Raw genomic sequence first — 17,497 nt, 5'->3', positions numbered from 1 at the left:
AAACTAGTGTAATAGAAAGGGTTAATGAAAACAATCTCATAATTTGTGTGAGACTTTGATTTAACAAGATTATGACAAGTGTGATATCGGCCAGGACTTTTACGTCTGTCCCTTACATCCCGAGACACATCAGGATCATCCGGGAATATGCACCAAGTGCAGCATAACGAAGAGAGGAGATTACCCATCATGAAACACAATACTGACCATTCAGAGCACCACGACCATCATAGCCACATGGCGGCGGATTTCCGCAAGCGTTTCTGGATCTCGCTGGTCCTGACCCTACCGATTCTCGTTCTTTCGCCACTGCTGCAAAATCTGGTCGGTCTGCGCGAAACCATCTCTTTCTCCGGCGACCTCTATCTTCTATTTGGGCTATCATCGGCAGTCTTTTGGTATGGCGGCTGGCCATTCCTTAAAGGTTTGTTCAATGAGCTCAAATCCTTGCAGCCCGGCATGATGACACTGGTTGCCGTCGCCATTACCACTGCCTACCTCTACAGCAGCGCAGTCGTGTTTGGACTGACCGGCAAAATGTTTTTCTGGGAACTGGCGACACTTGTTGACATTATGCTGCTGGGCCACTGGATCGAGATGAAGTCGGTGATGGGTGCCTCAAAGGCCCTGGAGGCCCTAGCCAAACTCATGCCTTCCGATGCCCATAAACTAATGCCCGACGGCAGCGTAAAGGACGTTCCTCTTGGCGAACTAGCAGTGGGCGATAGGGTGCTGATCAAACCCGGTGAGAAGATCCCCGCCGACGGTATCATCGTGAAGGGCGAAAGCTCGGTCAATGAGGCGATGCTTACCGGCGAGTCTACTCCTGTCACTAAAATAAGTGGTGCCGAGGTCATTGGCGGCGCAATCAACGGTGAAGGCTCGTTGACCATCGAGGTCAAAGGCACAGGAAAGGACTCGTTTCTGTCACAGGTCATCGACCTGGTCAAGCAAGCTCAGCAAAGCAAGTCAAAGACCCAGAATCTGGCCAACACTGCGGCGGTGTGGCTCACAATCATTGCTCTGGGTGGTGGCGCTGTCACCTTTTTCATCTGGCTGGGTTTTATGGGCAAGGAATTTGCCTTTGCTATCGAACGTAGCGTCACTGTCATGGTCATTAGCTGCCCGCATGCCCTCGGTCTGGCTGTGCCGCTGGTGGTGGCCGTATCTACGGCATTGGCCGCAGGCAATGGCCTCTTGATCCGTAATCGTACTGCTTTCGAAAGCGCGCGGAAACTGCAAGCTGTCATTTTTGACAAGACCGGTACGCTGACAGAGGGGCGCTTTGGCGTGACAGATACACTGATGCTTGCACAGGACATTGATGAAGAGACATTGCACCGATACGCCGCTGCTGTGGATGCGAATTCCGAACATCCTATTGCCAAGGCTATTGCCGCTTCCGCTGAAAAGAAACTGCCGGTCGAAAACTTTAAAAGTATCCCTGGAAAAGGTGCGCAAGGCAGGGTCGAGGGTAAGGAGATCAAGGTGGTTAGTCCCGGCTACCTGCGTGAACAGAATATCGAACTTGATGAGCAGCATATTGAGCCTCTGCAAGCTCAGGGGAAAACAGTCGTCTTCGTCCTAGTCGACGAACAGTTGAAAGGCGCGATTGCCCTTGCCGATATCATACGGCCCGAAGCGAAACAGGCGATCAATGCGCTAAAGGCACTGAACATACGCTGCATGATGCTCACAGGCGATAACAAGGCGACGGCTCAGTGGGTCTCGGAGCAAATAGGGCTAGATGAATATTTCGCCGAAGTCCTGCCACAGGACAAGGCCGAAAAAGTGAAAGAGGTCCAGGCCCGAGGGGTACTGGTAGCCATGACCGGTGACGGTGTAAACGACGCTCCTGCGCTGGCTCAGGCTGATGTAGGAATCGCTATCGGTGCAGGTTCTGATGTGGCGGTAGAAACCGCCGATGTGATACTGGTACGGAGCAATCCACTGGATGTTGTAGCTATCGTGCAGCTTTCCCGCGCCACATATCAAAAAATGATCCAAAACTTGATCTGGGCCACGGGATACAACGCTGTCGCCATTCCTCTAGCAGCAGGCGTGTTGTACTCATGGGGTGTACTTCTCTCTCCTGCAATAGGTGCGGTATTGATGGCCGCAAGTACGGTAATCGTTGCTATTAATGCTCGATTGCTGAAAATTAAACGGTGACAAAAGAGTAGGATGGAATCGATATTGATTGCCCCAGATCGGGCCGGCCGAAACACAATATAAGAAGAGCGTTATAATGGATCAAACTTACGGTTGGATAGGCAAAAGAATGTGGCTTTGTGCATTGATCGGTGTTCTGGCATCACTTCTGCTAGTCGTTTCCCTCATGAACCTGTCCAATAAATAGCCACACATACATACAATCTGAAAGTTCTTCAAGCACCTCATGAGGTGTTTTCTATCCCAGACACTTTCTAGGTCTACTGTTGAGTTTGTCCATAGCTTGTACGACTTTATGCACAGCTATATCATGAAGCTTCGTATAGCGTTCAAACCAGCCAGAAAACGCGGAGATTATCTGGCCACTCTTTAAGAGATATTTTCTGTAAGACCATTTTAGCATAAAGTGGCAGGTTACTACTCTACCCGTCCAGCCTCACAATATTTTTGTATGTTATCCAACATATGTAGAGGCTGAGAAAGTACGCCAATTGAGACTGCTACATCTTTATTATGCCTTGGGTAGAGAAACAGCTTACAATAAGGGCATTACAACCTGTTGTATATAGAGGCTATCAGCCAAGCACTTATACCTGCTAAAGTAGACCAAGCTAATAATCCAATTGAAAAACTCAAAAAGGTTAGCGTCCACACAATCTCGCTTAAATCAGCATGCAGCATATACTCAGTAATCATCATCGTAGGATCTGGAAAAAAATGCACTAAAGCACTACAGATAATCCAAAGTATCCCAAAAGAAATAGCACTAGAAACTCCTATTTTGTTCGCATTAATATTCATGACTTCCTCCAAATTTAAATGTAGAAACCATAACTAAAGAAAAATAGTTATTTATGAGTAGAACATAATGTAAAGCTTCTACTTTAGTTGATCTCATATTATAAGTATACAATAAATATAATAATTTAATATACTTTTATACTTTCTAAAAATATTAATATTAATAATAATAATTTGGTCAAGACAATTTAAGAGGCTCTTTTCTAAAGATTTTGAATAAAACTTGATACAGATCTTTACCTCTAGGTAGAGAGATAATTTGCCAGGTGGATCAGCAAGACGGTGGCGATCATGCCAAGGACAATAGCCGTGGCACCGGATATTGTTCCGCTGAAATACAGTGCGGTAATAGCGATGACCAATGTTAGGCGGATAACGCGATCTATGTTACCCCCTATTCTGTAACAGAATTTATGACCCCTTATTGTGCTGACTGCGATTATCATGACCGATAGGAATGATGAATGCATCGAAAATTCGCAATCTTTATCTGCTCTTGTGATGGGTATTACATGATCAGGGTGTGTCGCGTTCCCAGATGCGCCGCATCTGCAAATACATAAAGGATGCCGTCCAGGTAATCAATACCAGACCAGTGAGTGCCTCCATACCAGCCATAAAACGCAACGGTCCAGACGGCACCAGATCACCATAACCCAGCGAGGTGTAATTAGCGAACGAGAAGTAGGTGCATTCAGCAAGGCCGGGGGACTGGCTGCCAACAATCGCGCCGTAAGTGTTGCCGTTAATTAACCCACAATAGGTCAAACCGAACAGCATCACCTCAAGCACGTGGGCAAGTAGCAAACCGCATACCAGGATCGATAAATGCCAGCGATGCCAGGCATTGTTTCCATGTAACCAGTTACCTGCCCGTTGCATGATCCGCATGGCCTCATAGTGCAGGATAACACATAGAATAACCAGTACCAATGTAACACTTAGTGTAATCAGCATGCACAGGACCCTTCGGTTTGCCTTAATGCGCCCGCACCGATTTTGATCACCACCATCACCAGGGAAAATGTCCCGATCAGACGATTGCCGGCGATGCTCACCACAAAGACGAACCTTAGCAGCGCAACGACCAACAGTGGTACCAACAGGCTGACCGGCTCGACATCGAACAGTTGCAAGGTATAGGCGTCAAATGTCCTCGCCACCAGGCTTTGATTGATGACCATGTAAAAATACATGAGCAAGGCAAAGAAAACGGTGATCATCCCGGATCCTTACGCTTTTCCCAGATACATGACAATGCCGTCGGACGAGGGATAGGCATTAGACATTTTAATGTAGGAGTAGGCGCAGAAAGCGACAATTATCGCCGCCACCAGAAAGGCGACGGAAAACAGGTCACTGGCCAGTTCGGCCACTTGTCCGGTCAACGCAAAGATGACGGCACCGCTCATCTCCCAGGTGCCCATTGCAACAGCGCCAATGGGCGTCAAACTGTTTGGTTTATATTGTTCCAATGATTATCTCCATTTTTGGCGGCGAATTGAATCACTTCATTATATCGTCTGTACATCGTCAAAATAGATCATACGGCCGAGTAGTAATCGATTGTTGTGCAAAATATTCGCAATACCTGAATTCGCTTTCCAAGGGAATACCCTGAACCACAATTCTAGCATCCAATCCTGAAAGTTCTTCAAACACCTCATAAGGTGTTTTTCCATACCAGACACTTTCTAAATCTACTGTTGAATTTGCACAAAGAATACACACTTGAATCATACAATGTGAAGATAAATGATACATCATGGAACAAAATTTTCTTATTAGAGAAGACATTAGAAATACTGCTAAAGAAGAATATACCATGCTCGTTTGGATAGAAAAATCAATAACATTGCTAAAAAAATAAAATAACTAAGAAAGGAGTTTGAAAGACTATGACAAACGGAAATATGTTGACAGGATTTAAACTTGTTTAATAAAGATATGAATTTACATGAAAAGGAAAAAATGATGAAATATATATTAACAATAGCGGCGATGATGGCTTCGCTTTACGCAACAGACTTTACGCATATGGATACTGAAAAGATGATGAGTATGCGAGGCAATGTACCCATGGAACAACAAGAAGATTTCAGAAAAGAGATGCAAAAACGGATGCAATCCATGACACCTCAAGAGCGCCAAAAATATATGAAAAAAAGTAAAAACAAAAAGAATAATCAAGGAATGACGGGCAACCAAGGCAAAGGTATGATGAACGACCAGAGTAAAGGCATGATGAGTCAGGGTCAGGGCATGAATCAAGGTCAAGGTATGAAGACTAAGCAAGATCAAAACATGATGATGAATAAAGGCAAAGGTATGATGAACAATTAAGTTCAATCATTAAACAGAGAGTAGCATGAAAGATCATTCCCAACACGATAGATCAACCAAATATAAAGAAAACAGCATGACACTTGTTTGGGCTGTATCAATGGGTACTGGTGTGATGATCGGTGCTGGTATCCTGGCTCTTACGGGGCAAATTGCCGAACTTGCAGGCCCATTCTTTCCTCTTGTTTTTCTTGCAGTCGCAGTGGTCACCGCTTTCAGTGCCTATTCATACATAAAAATGTCTAATGCTTATCCTTCCGCAAGGGGGCATTGCTATGTTTCTTCAAAAAGCCTTACGAAACTGCCGGAAATTTCTGTCTATCTTCCCTGTAGGATATCTGTGTATGAAAATAATGGCATGACAGCATTGTCAACTATTGGAGTGGAAGAAATTATTAATGCTGTTGAAACAAAGGAAGAGTTTAAAACATACATGATTATACACTTTGAAAATCTAAAACGAGTGATGCGCAGTTGGGATACATAGACTTGCACACTTTATGCACACTTTGCTGGTACACTAAAATAAGAAAACAATTTAGAAAGGATCTAAAATGAATTATTTTAATCACGGTTGGGGTATGGGCTTTGGGTGGTTAGTTCCACTCTTAATCATAGGTATTATTTTCTATTTTTTACAAGATAAGAAAAAAGATAAAAAATCATCTGCACAAGATATTTTAGATAAACGCTATGCCAATGGCGACATCAGCAAAGAAGAATATGAAGAGAAATCAAGGCATTTAAGTGAGCACGAATAAAAGGGATTAACATGCAAAGAAGAACATTTGTCAAAGGAATAGCGGTTGCTTCCATTATGGGAATGACAACTACAAGCATCGACGCTAGACCTACACGAAAAAATATAAATAACCGTAATATCCTTACGGGAAATGAATTTTTTCTGGACATCGACTATACCCCGGTGAACTTCACAGGCGCAAGCGCTGTAGCCACTACCATCAATGGACAGATACCGGGTCCCACCCTGGTTTGGAAAGAAGGTGAAACTGTCACACTGCATGTGACCAATCATTTAAAAAAAAGCTCTTCTATTCACTGGCACGGCATCATTTTGCCTGCCGGTATGGATGGTGTTCCCGAGATCAGTTATGACGGTATTGCTCCGGGAGAGACGTTTACCTATACCTTTAAAGTACAGCAGCACGGAACCTACTGGTATCACAGTCACTCAGAATTTCAAGAGCAAACAGGGATGTATGGCACCATCGTCATCAAGCCACGGAAAAGAGAGCCGTTTGCCTATGACAAAGACTATGTTGTACTGCTTTCTGACTGGAGTGATGAAAAACCGGAAACGATCTATAAAAAACTCAAACAAATGAGCCACTACTATAACTTTTCTCGAAGGACGGTAGGTACTTTTCTGGATGAAGTGAAAGAAAAAGGCTTTTCAAATGCGTTTTCTGACCGAAAAATGTGGAATGAGATGCGTATGAATGACCGGGACCTCTCTGATGTCACAGGATATACCTATACGTTTTTGATGAATGGAAAAAATCCTGCAACCCAATTTAAAGCACTTTTTAACAAAGGGGAAAAGATACGTCTGCGTTTTGTCAATGCATCGGCCATGACATTCTTTGATGTACGTATACCCGGACTCAAAATGACCGTAGTAGCTGCAGATGGCAATCATGTCAAACCTGTAAGCATCGATGAGTTTCGTATCGGGGTAGCAGAAACCTATGATGTCATAGTAGAGCCTGATGAGCATAAAGCCTATGCCCTATTTGCACAGAGTATCGACCGTTCAGGGTATGCCATGGGGTCACTCACACCGAAAACTTCTATGTTGGCAAAGGCACCTGCCATGGATCCCCGACCTGTTCTCACCCACACCGATATGGGAATGGATATGGGCCAAATGGATCACGGAGAAGGCATGAAATGCGGTTCAGGTATGATGTCTTCTAAAAAAGACTTGGAAAAAGACAAATATACAAAGATGGGGTCACAGAGGTATCCTATCACTCAACTGCCTATGGAACGCGGATTACAAACGACCATGAAGGCTGTAGCACCCAAATACAGACTGGACGATCCCGGAGTAGGGCTGAGAAATAATGGCCGAAAAGTACTGACCTATGCAGATCTGAAGAACAGATACTCCACGCGTAAAGCCAAAAAACCCGACAGAGAGATCATTTTACACCTCACAGGCAATATGGAACGTTATATGTGGTCAATCAATGGTATTAAGTATGCCGACTCCAAACCTTTGGCATTCTACTATGGTGAACGTATACGCATTACATTTATTAACGATACCATGATGAACCACCCCATGCATCTGCATGGCATGTGGAGTGACCTGGAAACGGGTGACGATAACCATTTGGTAAGAAAACATACAGTCGTTGTACAGCCGGGTGCCAAGATAAGTTACAGGGTGACCGTTGATGCCAGAGATGCATGGGCATACCACTGTCATATGCTTTATCATATGGCCGGTATGTTTAGAAAAGTGGTAGTGGTATAAAGGAACAGTGATGAAAAAAATAGTATTAAATTTGATGGCTATGATCGCCCTGGGGCAAACTGCACAGGCAAGTATGGAGGATGACCCATTGGTCACCATGTTCCTTATGGATCGATTTGAAGTACTGGACAATGATGAAAATACCAGAGTGTGGGAAGGCAGCTTTTGGATAGGCTACGATATCAATAAACTCTACATCTACAGTGAAGGGGAAGCGACTTCTGACGGCTTGGAGTCAAGCCAAAATGAACTGGTCTATTCCAGGGCTGTAGCACCGTTTTGGGATGTACAGATAGGGTTGGCCTATGACAAAAATGATGATGCATCCAAAACATGGGGAGAGATCGCGATTTCAGGTTTGGCACCTTACTACTTTGAGACAAGAGCAGCTCTGCTTGTCAATGGAGATGGGAATATCGGTTTACGTTTAGATGCAGAGTATGAAGCACTGCTGACACAGAAACTGATACTCACACCATCACTCGAAGCAGATCTCTACACAAAAGACGATCCGGATTTGCACATTGGTTCCGGACTCTCCAACATAGAAGCAGGATTACGGTTACGCTATGAATTTATACGTGAATTTGCACCCTATATCGGTGTCACCTGGGAAAAGACATTTGGAAATACCCGCGAATACAATCCTATAGATGAAACCAGTTTAATGGTGGGTGTGAGGTTTTGGTTTTAATCTAAATGAGGACAATGGACAAAGAAAACTTTGATTAGTCCATTGGTTCTCCTATCTCCATAGTATGTTGCTTCTCAAATACTCAATTATTATTCCGTTGCTAACTACCTTTTCTCGCTTCACCGACGGAGAGATAACTGAAACCAAAGTAGAACTCTTGAAAATAGTTTATCTGAAAATACTTTTCGATAGCTTCCCACGGATGTCGGTCTGCAAGATCAAGAGTCACACCAAACGGTCTCATTGCGCGGGCTAGTAGTTTTATAATCCACATTGGACGATTTTCTGGTTTTTTAAAGTCAAGGATTGCAAACCGACCCCCTGATACAAGTGATTCACTTCCTTTTTTAATTACCTGTTCATATTCGGGAATTAGTGTTATGGCAAATGTCGAGAATACACCATTTAAACCTTTCGGGAATTTAAATTGGGTCGCATCGGCATTTATGAGTTCTACATTCTTCCAGTTCTTTGACTCAATGCGTTTTTGAGCCTGCTCAAGCATTTTGTCTGTGACGTCAAGACCGATAATTTTACCGCTTGGTCCTACTGCATCATGGAGTAAAGAAAAGTTCAGACCTGTTCCGCATGCTATTTCCAATACAGTATCGCCTTCTTTGAGATTAAGAGCTTCTATAGTTTTCTTTCTATAATAATATTCTCTGTATCCAATGAGATAATACAGGTTTGCAGTAAAGTCGTAATATTGTGCTCTTTTATTATACAAATTGACAAGTTCTATCTTACTAAAAGCCATGATTACCTCCATGCATTGAATAGTGTACCATTTAATATCCATCAATTTTATATGGCTAATGCTAAACAAACCATACTCTCTTTCAAATCTACTCTTTATTATACTGATGGGCATTGTTTATTTTCTCTGCTTGCCTTTGATTATTTATCATACCATTTCTATTTTCAAAACCTTATAAAATTATATATTGGCACCTATAAAAATCCTATTCAGAAACTTCTGCACATACTTTACACACCATATGTATAAAATAAAAATAGCTTGAATACCGTAAATAGAGAAATCTATCAATCGTATTTCTCCTATTTAAAAGAGTGGTACTCTGGGAAAAGGACAACAAAAAGAAAGGACAGCAATGTTGTATAAAAAAATATTTATTTTCTTATTCATAATGGTTGCCACGACTTCAGTAATGGCCGAGCATGCGGAACGTCATCAGAAGGTTGATGGGCTGAGTGTTTACTTTGGTGTCATCCCGGCACAACTTATAGTTGGTCATGGAAATATGCACCGCACCACAGATATGATACATGGAAAACATACCTATCATATACTTGTTGCTCTTTTTGATAACAAATCAGGAGAACGCATTACCGATGCCAAAATAAAGGCTACCGTAATACCTTTAGGAATGAAAGGTCTAAGCAAGAAGCTTGAATCTATGTACGGTGACCTGATAAGTTACGGCAATTACTTTACGTTATCCGAAGTAACACCATATATAATAAAAGTCGAAATACGACGTGCAGAAAATGGAGTAAAATCTATTGCCGAATTTACATTTACACGACCACGTGACTAGTAATTTACTTGTTCAGTAATAATTGTCCTGACATCGTTCTGTTCAATTTAATATAAAACAAAAAGGAACAAAAGATGAACAATGAAATGAAAAGTGCACATTTCAGTCACGGCATGCCTACAGGTGATGCACGCGCCTTAAAAATAACCGGATGGCTGACCGGTATATATTTTATCATTGAAATTAGCATAGGATACTGGAGCGGTTCAGTAGCGGTCATTTCAGATGCTTTTCATACCTTCTCAGCTGTTGGCGGTGTTTTGATTGCCCTGACGGCAGGGTACTACTCCACTCGACCAGCTTCTCAATATGCAACTTTTGGTTTGATCCGTGCTGAAATCATCGGTGCACTCTTTAACGGACTCTTTTTACTTCTTATGGCACTCTATGTTTTTTGGATGGGATACCAACGTCTTCGTGCTCCGATCGAAATCCCTACCGGACCTATGCTATGGGCTGCAGCCGGTGGGCTTGCGACTGAGATTTATGCATTATGGCTGTTATTTGGAAAACAAAAGAACAATCTTAATATGAAAGGAGCGATCTGGCACATCATACAAACTTTTGTAGGTAGCTTCATTATTATTATTGCGGCTCTTGTCATCAAATTCACAGGTTTTTATCAGATCGATCCGATTTTAGGAATGCTGTTTGGAGTAGTTTTATTCTGGGCTTCATGGGGCATCATACGTGAAGCAACAAATATTCTTCTGCAAACTGTTCCTGAAGATTTTAATCTGGCTAAAATGGTAAAAAGCATAGAAAAATTTAATACAGTTGAGAATGTACACCACACACATGTTTGGGCTTTAACCAGCGGAAAAAATATTGTATCAATGCATGTGCTTGTCAAAGACACAACAGATCAAAAAGAGGTACTTAAAGAAATCCATAATTTGTTGAAAAAAGATTTTTCAGTCTATTTTTCTACGATACAGATTGAAACAGAGTGTTTGGACGACAAAGAGGCATCTGATATAGCCGTCAATGTATACTCATCCTACAGTAATCATGTACAAAACACAAAGAATAAAACATGAGAACAATAACCTCAAACAAATATATTGAGATCGCTATCTTGGCTTTGTCTCCTACTCTGGTGTAGACACATGGGGACGTCAGTCATAAAAATGAGGTGACGACCGAAACAAACAAAGCTACCATACAATCCGCTAACATAATCAAACTATAATTGGCTACTTTTTTGAGTTGAATTTACAAGTGGCTCTTTATTATAATTTTTTGAATATTTTTTTAAAAACATCTCTACAAAGCTCCTATATACGTAATGTATAATCTCTAGTAAAAAGCTTATCTTTTACATATAAAACATGAAATAAACTAAAATATGATGTGCACACTTTGTACACACTTTTTAAATAAAATATCTATAATTTATAACTTAGGAGAGACTCATGCATATCATACTCTTAACTATACTATCTATAGGTATAGTGCATGCACAAAGTATACAGCAACTTATTAATAATGCGATAGAAGCACATCCATCCCTGCAAGCTATTGAACATCGCCTTTCTGCCATGGATGAGAAAATTGCACTGTCTCAGAACTTTTCAAATCCGGATCTATCCTTTACCATTAATGACATACAACTTGGAGATCCTTTCAGTAGAGACCTTGAACCCATGCAGTATCAAGCCATCAATTTTAAACAAAAATTCCCTTGGTTTGGTAAGTTAGATGCACGTAAAACATATACAGAAGCTCAAAAAAACGTTATCCTTAATTCCTATGATGCAGCTAAGGTTAAACTTGCCGAAGAGATACGAATGACTGTATATACTATAAAAGAGATAGAAGCACGTATCGATATAGTAAAAAAATATATTGAAGTATCACAACAGAACATCAAACTTTACACTTCATATGCTTCAACAGAAAGTAAGAGCCATACCAATAGTATGAATGCCAGTTTACTTCTGACCAAAGTCAAAATAAAAGCTGCCAACTATAAGGCGATGCTTAAAACTCAAAAAGCAAAACTCAAGTACTTGGTGAACGCTAACATAAATTCAATCTCAACTACACTAACCATGAAAAAGCCTAAAAGTTTACACTATTACCTTGCTAAACTTGAAAACAATCCAGTCTACCATATGAGTCTTTCTCAAAAAAGTGTTGCTGATGCGAACAGAGAGATACAATCTCTCGATACAATGCCTGATCCTTATGTAAAAGTGGGATATTTTAGTCGTAATGACTTTAATGACTTTGCAAGCATTACGATAGGTGCCACTATCCCGCTTTATGGTAGTGAAAAATTAAAAACTGAAGCTGCCCGTAAAGAAGTCCTAGCTGCTGCCAGTGCCTCTTTGGACTATCAGTCATCATTAGAAAGTGACATTGAAACTATGTATGCAAAACTCATCGAAGCACATACTATCTATAACATTTTAAACCATGAAACTTTGCCTCAACTCGAACACATGTTTGAACTTACACAAGCAAGTATACAACAAGGTGGAGATCTCTTCGCCTATACAAACCTTCTTGAACAAAAACTAGACTTAGAAGAAGAAAGTATTTCTATAAAAGCGGAATACTTTAGAACACAAGCAAAATTAAAATCACTCATAGGAGAATTATAATGTTAAAAAACATCACTCTTTTAGTCGCATCGGCTTTCATATTAAGCTCTACACTTTTGGCAGAAAGTACCATGAAGACTGTGAAGCAGGTAAACGTAACAGAGGAAAGTGCTGTTACAAAAAACGTACCCAAAAAAGAGATTAAGACTTCTGCTATGAAATGCGAAACAGGAAAATGTTCTTCCGGAGATGCCAATAAATCAAAAGTTATTCCAAAGAAAGAAATCGCGCCAACAAAATCAACAGTAAAACAACTTTTCAATGTCAAAACTGTCGTAGTCAAAGAGCTTAGTACTGCTAAAGAAAAAGTCAACTATGGCTATATCGTTGCAGAAGATTCAGCTATGGTAGATGTACTTACTTGGTACAATGGTTTTGTAGAAGAGCTTTACGCTGATACGCTTTATAAAAAAGTAAAAAAGGGTGATGCGCTGGCAAAAGTCTATTCACCAGAAGTATACAAAGCAAAACAAGACTACTTAAATTCTATCAATTACAATAAAAAGACCTCCATGCCTGAAATGCTTGAAAGTGCAAAAATAAAACTTAAACTCCTCGGTGTAGATGAAAAAGAGATTAAATGTATAGAAACGGATAAATATGCAGATATATATACAACTGTCTATGCACCTATTTCTGGTTGGATCTTTGAAAAAAATATCAATCAAGGTGCATCGTTTACATCAAAAAAAAGACTCTTTAAGATTGTAAATCTAGAAAAAGTATGGATGGAAGTGAAACTCTTTCAAGAAGAACTAAAAATGCTACCGATGCTAGAGAATTTCATGGTAAAGCCCAAAGGTGTGGAAAAAACATTCAAAGCACACAAATCACTACTCTATCCTATGCTTGACACTAAAGAAGCCACAGCAACACTGCGTCTTGTTTTAAACAATGATTCACAAGAGAGTTTAAGACCCGGCATGTATGCAAAGGTGCATGCTACTGCAAAATCAAAAAAACGTTTGCTTATCCCACGTACAGCAGCTATGCGTAAAAATGGTATATGGTATGCATTTCTTGCGACAGAATTCAAAGGTGAATATGAACCAGTCATCATTAATGTTAAACCATTGGATAACAAATATTTTGAAGTTACCAAAGGTTTACATGCAGGTGAAACACTTGTGAACAATGCTCTCTTCATGATGGATTCTGATGCACAAATAAACGGGATATATTGATGATAGAAAAACTTATATCCTTTAGTGTAAAAAACCGATTTCTAGTCTTAATGGCAACACTCTTTCTCATCCTCGGTTCTGTCTGGGCTATGAAAAACACGCCGTTAGATGCACTACCTGACCTCTCCCCTCCACAGGTCATCGTGCAGGTAACATGGAAAGGACAAAGCCCTGAAATTATAGAAGACCAGGGAACCTATCCTTTGGTCTCACAGTTTCTTGCCATTTCCAACATTGAAACGGTTCGTGGTTTTTCTACCTATGAAAATGCTCTTATATACATCATTTTCAAAGAAGATACAGACCTTTACTGGGCAAGAAGCCGCGTACTTGAACAACTCGCATCCATACAGAGCCAGCTTCCGGACACCATGGAAGTCACACTTGGACCTGATGCTTCAGGTGTGGGTTGGGCATATGAATATGCACTTACCTCTAAAACAAAAACACTGGATGAACTTAGAACCTTGCAAGATTACTACTATAAGTACGCACTTATGGGTGTCGATGGTGTCAGTGATGTTGCGACCATTGGTGGCTTTGTTCCAACCTACCAAATAACGGTCAATAATGATGCATTGGTCCAATACAATCTTTCAGTGAAAGACATCGCAAGAACACTCAAAGAGAACAATAATGATACGGGTGGGCGTATTGTCATTCAAAATGGATTTGAGTGGATGGTACAGGCAAAAGGGTACATTAAAGATCTCGATGAGATCCAAAAACTTGTCATTACTACCAAAGATGGTGTACCTCTTACGCTAGGCGATGTAGGTCGTGTAGAGATGGTCCCTGCAGCACGTCGTGGTATGGCAGATCTTAATGGCGAAGGAGAAGTCGTCGGCGGTATAGTTATGGTACGGTATGGTGAAGATGTCTATTCTGCCATCAACCGTATTAAAACAAAGATGAAAGAGCTTGAAGTTGAAGATGTAGATATCATGATTACTTATGATCGTTCTGAACTTATAGAAGCTTCTGTTGAAACACTACAACATACTCTTCTTGAAGAGAGTATCATTGTTGTGATCATCATTGGGCTGTTTTTGATGCACTTTCGTTCAATAATCATTATGCTTATCGTGCTACCGCTTACCATCGCTCTACCATTTTTACTGATGAAACTTTTTGGTATAGGTTCTAATATTATGAGCTTGGGAGGGATAGCCATTGCCATCGGTGCCATGGTAGATGCTTCCATTGTGATGATAGAGAATGCCCATAAATCTATCCATAAAGAAGAAACAAAAAAAGGTGCCAAACTTAACAATGCTGAACGTATCGCCATTCTCGTCAAGTCTTCACAGCTTGTCGGGCGTCCTATTTTCTTCGCCTTAGCCTTGGTTGTGGTATCATTTTTACCTATCTTTGCACTCAACGGACAAGAGGGATTACTTTTTTCACCATTGGCATTTACAAAAACTTTTGCGATGACAGCAGGTGCATTACTCTCTGTAACCTTGGTACCAGTATTGATGGTGTTTTTTGTTAGAGGGCATATCATCCCTGAAAGTAAAAACCCACTCAACCGTTTTTTTATTTGGCTTTACCATCCTATTTTGATTTATGGATTAAAACTCAAATATGTGGTTATCGCTCTAGCTATTGGGCTTCTCGCTTTTTCAGAACCTCTTTATGAAAAGTTAAACTGGGAGTTTATGCCAATGCTTGATGAACAGACTATGATGTATATGCCAGTGACACCCTATGGGATCTCTGTCGATCAAAGTAAAGCACTGACTCAAAAAACAGATGCAATCATTAAAAGTTTCCCTGAAGTAGCCACTGTGTTTGGTAAAGGAGGCCGTGCAGATTCTGCTACTGACCCAGCGCCACTTGGTATGTTAGAGACTATCATTACCTTTAAGCCTAAAGATCAGTGGCGTCCAGGTATGACACGTGAAAAACTCTTAGCAGAAATGGAAAAAGCACTACAGATACCTGGGTTGGTCAACTCGTGGACCTATCCTATCCGTGGACGTATAGATATGCTTCTCTCAGGTATCCGTACCCCTATAGGGATCAAACTCTTTGGAAAAGATTCTGATGGACTGCAATCAGTAGCCCTAGAGATAGAGCATAAACTACGTGATATGAAAAGTACCCAATCTGTCTTCTCAGATCAAGCAAGTGCAGGTTTCTTTATAGATATCAATATTGATGCAGAAGCCCTTCAACATTACAATATATCTAAATCGCTCATAGAAGAGTATACATCAGCTGCCATTGGTGGTAAAAAAATAACTACTATGTATAAAGGCTTGGAACGCTATCCTATTGCACTGCGTTTTGAAGAAGAAGAGAGACGTGATCTAGATGCAATACGTAACATTCAAGTCAAGACAGCACTGGGGTTTGTACCACTTTCCACTTTTGCAAAAGTCGAATACAGAGAGAGTGCTTCAGTCATCAAATCTGAGATGGCAACACCAGTGACCTTTGTGTACATTACTCCACAACAAGGGATGAGTGTTGTCACCTATAAAGAAGAAGCTATGAAAGTATTGGCTGATCTAAAGCTGCCTGCAGGATACTATTTTGAATGGGCAGGACAGTCAGAATATCTTGAATCAGCGATGAAAAAGATCAAATGGATCATCCCCACAGTACTCTTAGTTATTTTAGTACTCATCTATTTTGCACTTAAAACTATGATACCTACCCTTATTGTTTTCTTCACTCTACCATTTGCTTTAATAGGAGGACTTATCTATATACAAATGTTAGACTTTAATATGAGTATCGCCGTAATTGTCGGATTCCTAGCTTTGCTGGGTATTTCTGCAGAGACTGCCATCGTGATGATAGTCTATCTACAGGAAAGTGTAGATGAAATGCGTCAAAAAATAGGAAACGCATTTAATTTCAAAGATTTAGATGCTGCCATCTATGAAGGTGCTGTACAAAGAGTAAGACCTAAGCTTATGACTGTCTTTGCCATTTTAGCAGGATTATTTCCTATAATGATGACTTCTGGTGTAGGTTCGGAAGTAATGAAACGTATTGCTGCACCAATGATTGGTGGAGTGGTAACTTCTGCTGTACTTAGCCTACTTCTTATACCTATCTTCTTTGAAATGTATGAGAAACATAAACTCAAAAAAATACTTAAGGATAGAAAATGAACCCTAAATTATTAACTACAACCCTACTCTTTGTTGCCCTTGCATCCATAACTTTATTGTCAGGCTGTAATGACAAAGAAAAAACCAAATCGCTCACTGAAGGTGGCATGAAGTGTGGTGCCGGTAAATGTGGAGCAAGTATGGTGGATGGTTCTGCTCTACTGGTAAAAAAGAAAATGAATATTTTAAACCAACTCACAGAAGATGACAATAGGCGGGACTGTGTACTTAAAGCCATGACAACCAAAGAGTTATACGCTTGTGTTCGAGTAAGGAAGACTGGAAGACTAAGTACAAAATGTTCTTCTGACAATAGCCTTCAGATACCAAAAAAAGAAACCTCTGTTATGAAGTGCGAAACAGGAAAATGCGATAAGGGTATGTAGTATAAATTTCTATGTAACCATTTTTAAAATTTCACTAATTAACTCAACTTTGGCACATAAAATCTAACTCTTTTTGCGTATAAACCCTTAATACCGCGATAATGTAAAGCAGATCTTT

General features: G+C 40.6%; 19 protein-coding genes and 1 pseudogene. 14 read left to right on the top strand and 6 right to left on the bottom strand.

The features are described from left to right. Positions 1–85: 85 nt before the first annotated feature. Both LDM98_RS11825 and LDM98_RS09700 read left to right on the top strand, forming a co-directional pair. The gene (locus tag LDM98_RS11825) at positions 86–193 is read left to right on the top strand and encodes a heavy metal-binding domain-containing protein (RefSeq protein ID WP_223892512.1); all 108 of its coding nucleotides are present in this window, start codon (positions 86–88) and stop codon (positions 191–193) included. Further along, a complete protein-coding gene (locus tag LDM98_RS09700) occupies positions 190–2,172 on the top strand; it encodes a copper-translocating P-type ATPase (protein WP_223899223.1) in 1,983 nt (660 codons plus the stop codon). The genes LDM98_RS11825 and LDM98_RS09700 overlap by 4 nt, the downstream gene beginning before the upstream one ends. 549 nt (positions 2,173–2,721) lie before the next feature. On the opposite strand, the gene LDM98_RS09695 is transcribed toward LDM98_RS09700, so the two are convergent. The 5 genes from LDM98_RS09695 to LDM98_RS09675 form a co-directional block, all read right to left on the bottom strand. Next, positions 2,722–2,973, bottom strand: coding sequence for a DUF5676 family membrane protein (locus LDM98_RS09695; RefSeq protein WP_223899222.1), 252 nt, complete (start codon positions 2,971–2,973; stop codon positions 2,722–2,724). Positions 2,974–3,489: 516 nt separating this feature from the next. Then, on the bottom strand, positions 3,490–3,930 hold the full coding sequence (locus LDM98_RS09690; RefSeq protein WP_223892358.1) for an ion channel: 441 nt from the start codon (positions 3,928–3,930) through the stop codon (positions 3,490–3,492). Continuing rightward, the gene (locus tag LDM98_RS09685) at positions 3,924–4,196 is read right to left on the bottom strand and encodes a hypothetical protein (RefSeq protein WP_223892357.1); all 273 of its coding nucleotides are present in this window, start codon (positions 4,194–4,196) and stop codon (positions 3,924–3,926) included. Before LDM98_RS09685 ends, LDM98_RS09690 begins: the two co-directional genes overlap by 7 nt. A 9-nt stretch (positions 4,197–4,205) precedes the next feature. After that, the gene (locus LDM98_RS09680) at positions 4,206–4,448 is read right to left on the bottom strand and encodes a hypothetical protein (RefSeq protein ID WP_223892356.1); all 243 of its coding nucleotides are present in this window, start codon (positions 4,446–4,448) and stop codon (positions 4,206–4,208) included. A gap of 39 nt (positions 4,449–4,487) precedes the next feature. Continuing rightward, positions 4,488–4,655: a hypothetical protein gene (locus LDM98_RS09675; protein ID WP_223892355.1), complete on the bottom strand. Its 168-nt coding sequence runs from the start codon at positions 4,653–4,655 to the stop codon at positions 4,488–4,490. A 292-nt stretch (positions 4,656–4,947) separates the two neighbouring features. Between LDM98_RS09675 and LDM98_RS09670 the strand changes: the two genes are divergently transcribed. The 6 genes and pseudogenes from LDM98_RS09670 to LDM98_RS09650 all read left to right on the top strand — a co-directional run bounded on the left by LDM98_RS09670 (position 4,948) and on the right by LDM98_RS09650 (position 8,513). Continuing rightward, a complete protein-coding gene (locus LDM98_RS09670; RefSeq protein WP_223899221.1) occupies positions 4,948–5,316 on the top strand; it encodes a DUF1104 domain-containing protein in 369 nt (122 codons plus the stop codon). 25 nt (positions 5,317–5,341) lie between these two features. Then, positions 5,342–5,609, top strand: a pseudogene (locus LDM98_RS11820) (amino acid permease); the annotation flags it as partial. 8 nt (positions 5,610–5,617) lie between these two features. Beyond that, positions 5,618–5,803 carry a DUF302 domain-containing protein gene (locus tag LDM98_RS11815; protein WP_374706131.1) on the top strand — a complete coding sequence of 62 codons (186 nt, stop codon included), beginning with the start codon at positions 5,618–5,620 and terminating at the stop codon, positions 5,801–5,803. A 67-nt stretch (positions 5,804–5,870) separates the two neighbouring features. Further along, positions 5,871–6,077: an SHOCT domain-containing protein gene (locus tag LDM98_RS09660; protein WP_223892352.1), complete on the top strand. Its 207-nt coding sequence runs from the start codon at positions 5,871–5,873 to the stop codon at positions 6,075–6,077. Positions 6,078–6,088: 11 nt separating this feature from the next. Further along, positions 6,089–7,819: a copper resistance system multicopper oxidase gene (locus LDM98_RS09655; protein ID WP_223892351.1), complete on the top strand. Its 1,731-nt coding sequence runs from the start codon at positions 6,089–6,091 to the stop codon at positions 7,817–7,819. A 10-nt stretch (positions 7,820–7,829) separates the two neighbouring features. Next, positions 7,830–8,513, top strand: a complete 684-nt coding sequence (locus LDM98_RS09650) for a copper resistance protein B (RefSeq protein WP_223892350.1) — start codon at positions 7,830–7,832, stop codon at positions 8,511–8,513. Positions 8,514–8,613: 100 nt separating this feature from the next. On the opposite strand, the gene LDM98_RS09645 is transcribed toward LDM98_RS09650, so the two are convergent. Next, positions 8,614–9,270: a class I SAM-dependent methyltransferase gene (locus LDM98_RS09645; protein ID WP_223892349.1), complete on the bottom strand. Its 657-nt coding sequence runs from the start codon at positions 9,268–9,270 to the stop codon at positions 8,614–8,616. Positions 9,271–9,625: 355 nt separating this feature from the next. On the opposite strand from LDM98_RS09645, the gene LDM98_RS09640 reads away from it, so the two are divergent. From LDM98_RS09640 to LDM98_RS09615, 6 genes are all read left to right on the top strand, one after another. Further along, a complete protein-coding gene (locus tag LDM98_RS09640) occupies positions 9,626–10,072 on the top strand; it encodes a hypothetical protein (RefSeq protein ID WP_223899220.1) in 447 nt (148 codons plus the stop codon). Positions 10,073–10,146: 74 nt separating this feature from the next. Further along, on the top strand, positions 10,147–11,112 hold the full coding sequence (locus LDM98_RS09635; RefSeq protein ID WP_223892347.1) for a cation diffusion facilitator family transporter: 966 nt from the start codon (positions 10,147–10,149) through the stop codon (positions 11,110–11,112). A gap of 375 nt (positions 11,113–11,487) precedes the next feature. Continuing rightward, positions 11,488–12,681 (top strand): TolC family protein, encoded by a 1,194-nt coding sequence (locus LDM98_RS09630; RefSeq protein ID WP_223892346.1) that lies wholly within the window; start codon positions 11,488–11,490, stop codon positions 12,679–12,681. Further along, positions 12,681–13,865 (top strand): efflux RND transporter periplasmic adaptor subunit, encoded by a 1,185-nt coding sequence (locus tag LDM98_RS09625; RefSeq protein ID WP_223892345.1) that lies wholly within the window; start codon positions 12,681–12,683, stop codon positions 13,863–13,865. The genes LDM98_RS09630 and LDM98_RS09625 overlap by 1 nt, the downstream gene beginning before the upstream one ends. Continuing rightward, entirely contained in the window at positions 13,865–16,993 is a 3,129-nt protein-coding gene (locus tag LDM98_RS09620; RefSeq protein ID WP_223899219.1) for an efflux RND transporter permease subunit, read from the top strand. The genes LDM98_RS09625 and LDM98_RS09620 overlap by 1 nt, the downstream gene beginning before the upstream one ends. Further along, positions 16,990–17,379, top strand: coding sequence for a hypothetical protein (locus LDM98_RS09615; RefSeq protein WP_223899218.1), 390 nt, complete (start codon positions 16,990–16,992; stop codon positions 17,377–17,379). The genes LDM98_RS09620 and LDM98_RS09615 overlap by 4 nt, the downstream gene beginning before the upstream one ends. Positions 17,380–17,497 lie beyond the last annotated feature (118 nt).

This window comes from Sulfurovum sp. TSL1, assembly GCF_019972135.1.
Classification (GTDB): domain Bacteria; phylum Campylobacterota; class Campylobacteria; order Campylobacterales; family Sulfurovaceae; genus Sulfurovum.
Note: the sequence above shows the minus strand (reverse complement) of the source record. Positions and strands in the feature narration are given on the sequence as shown.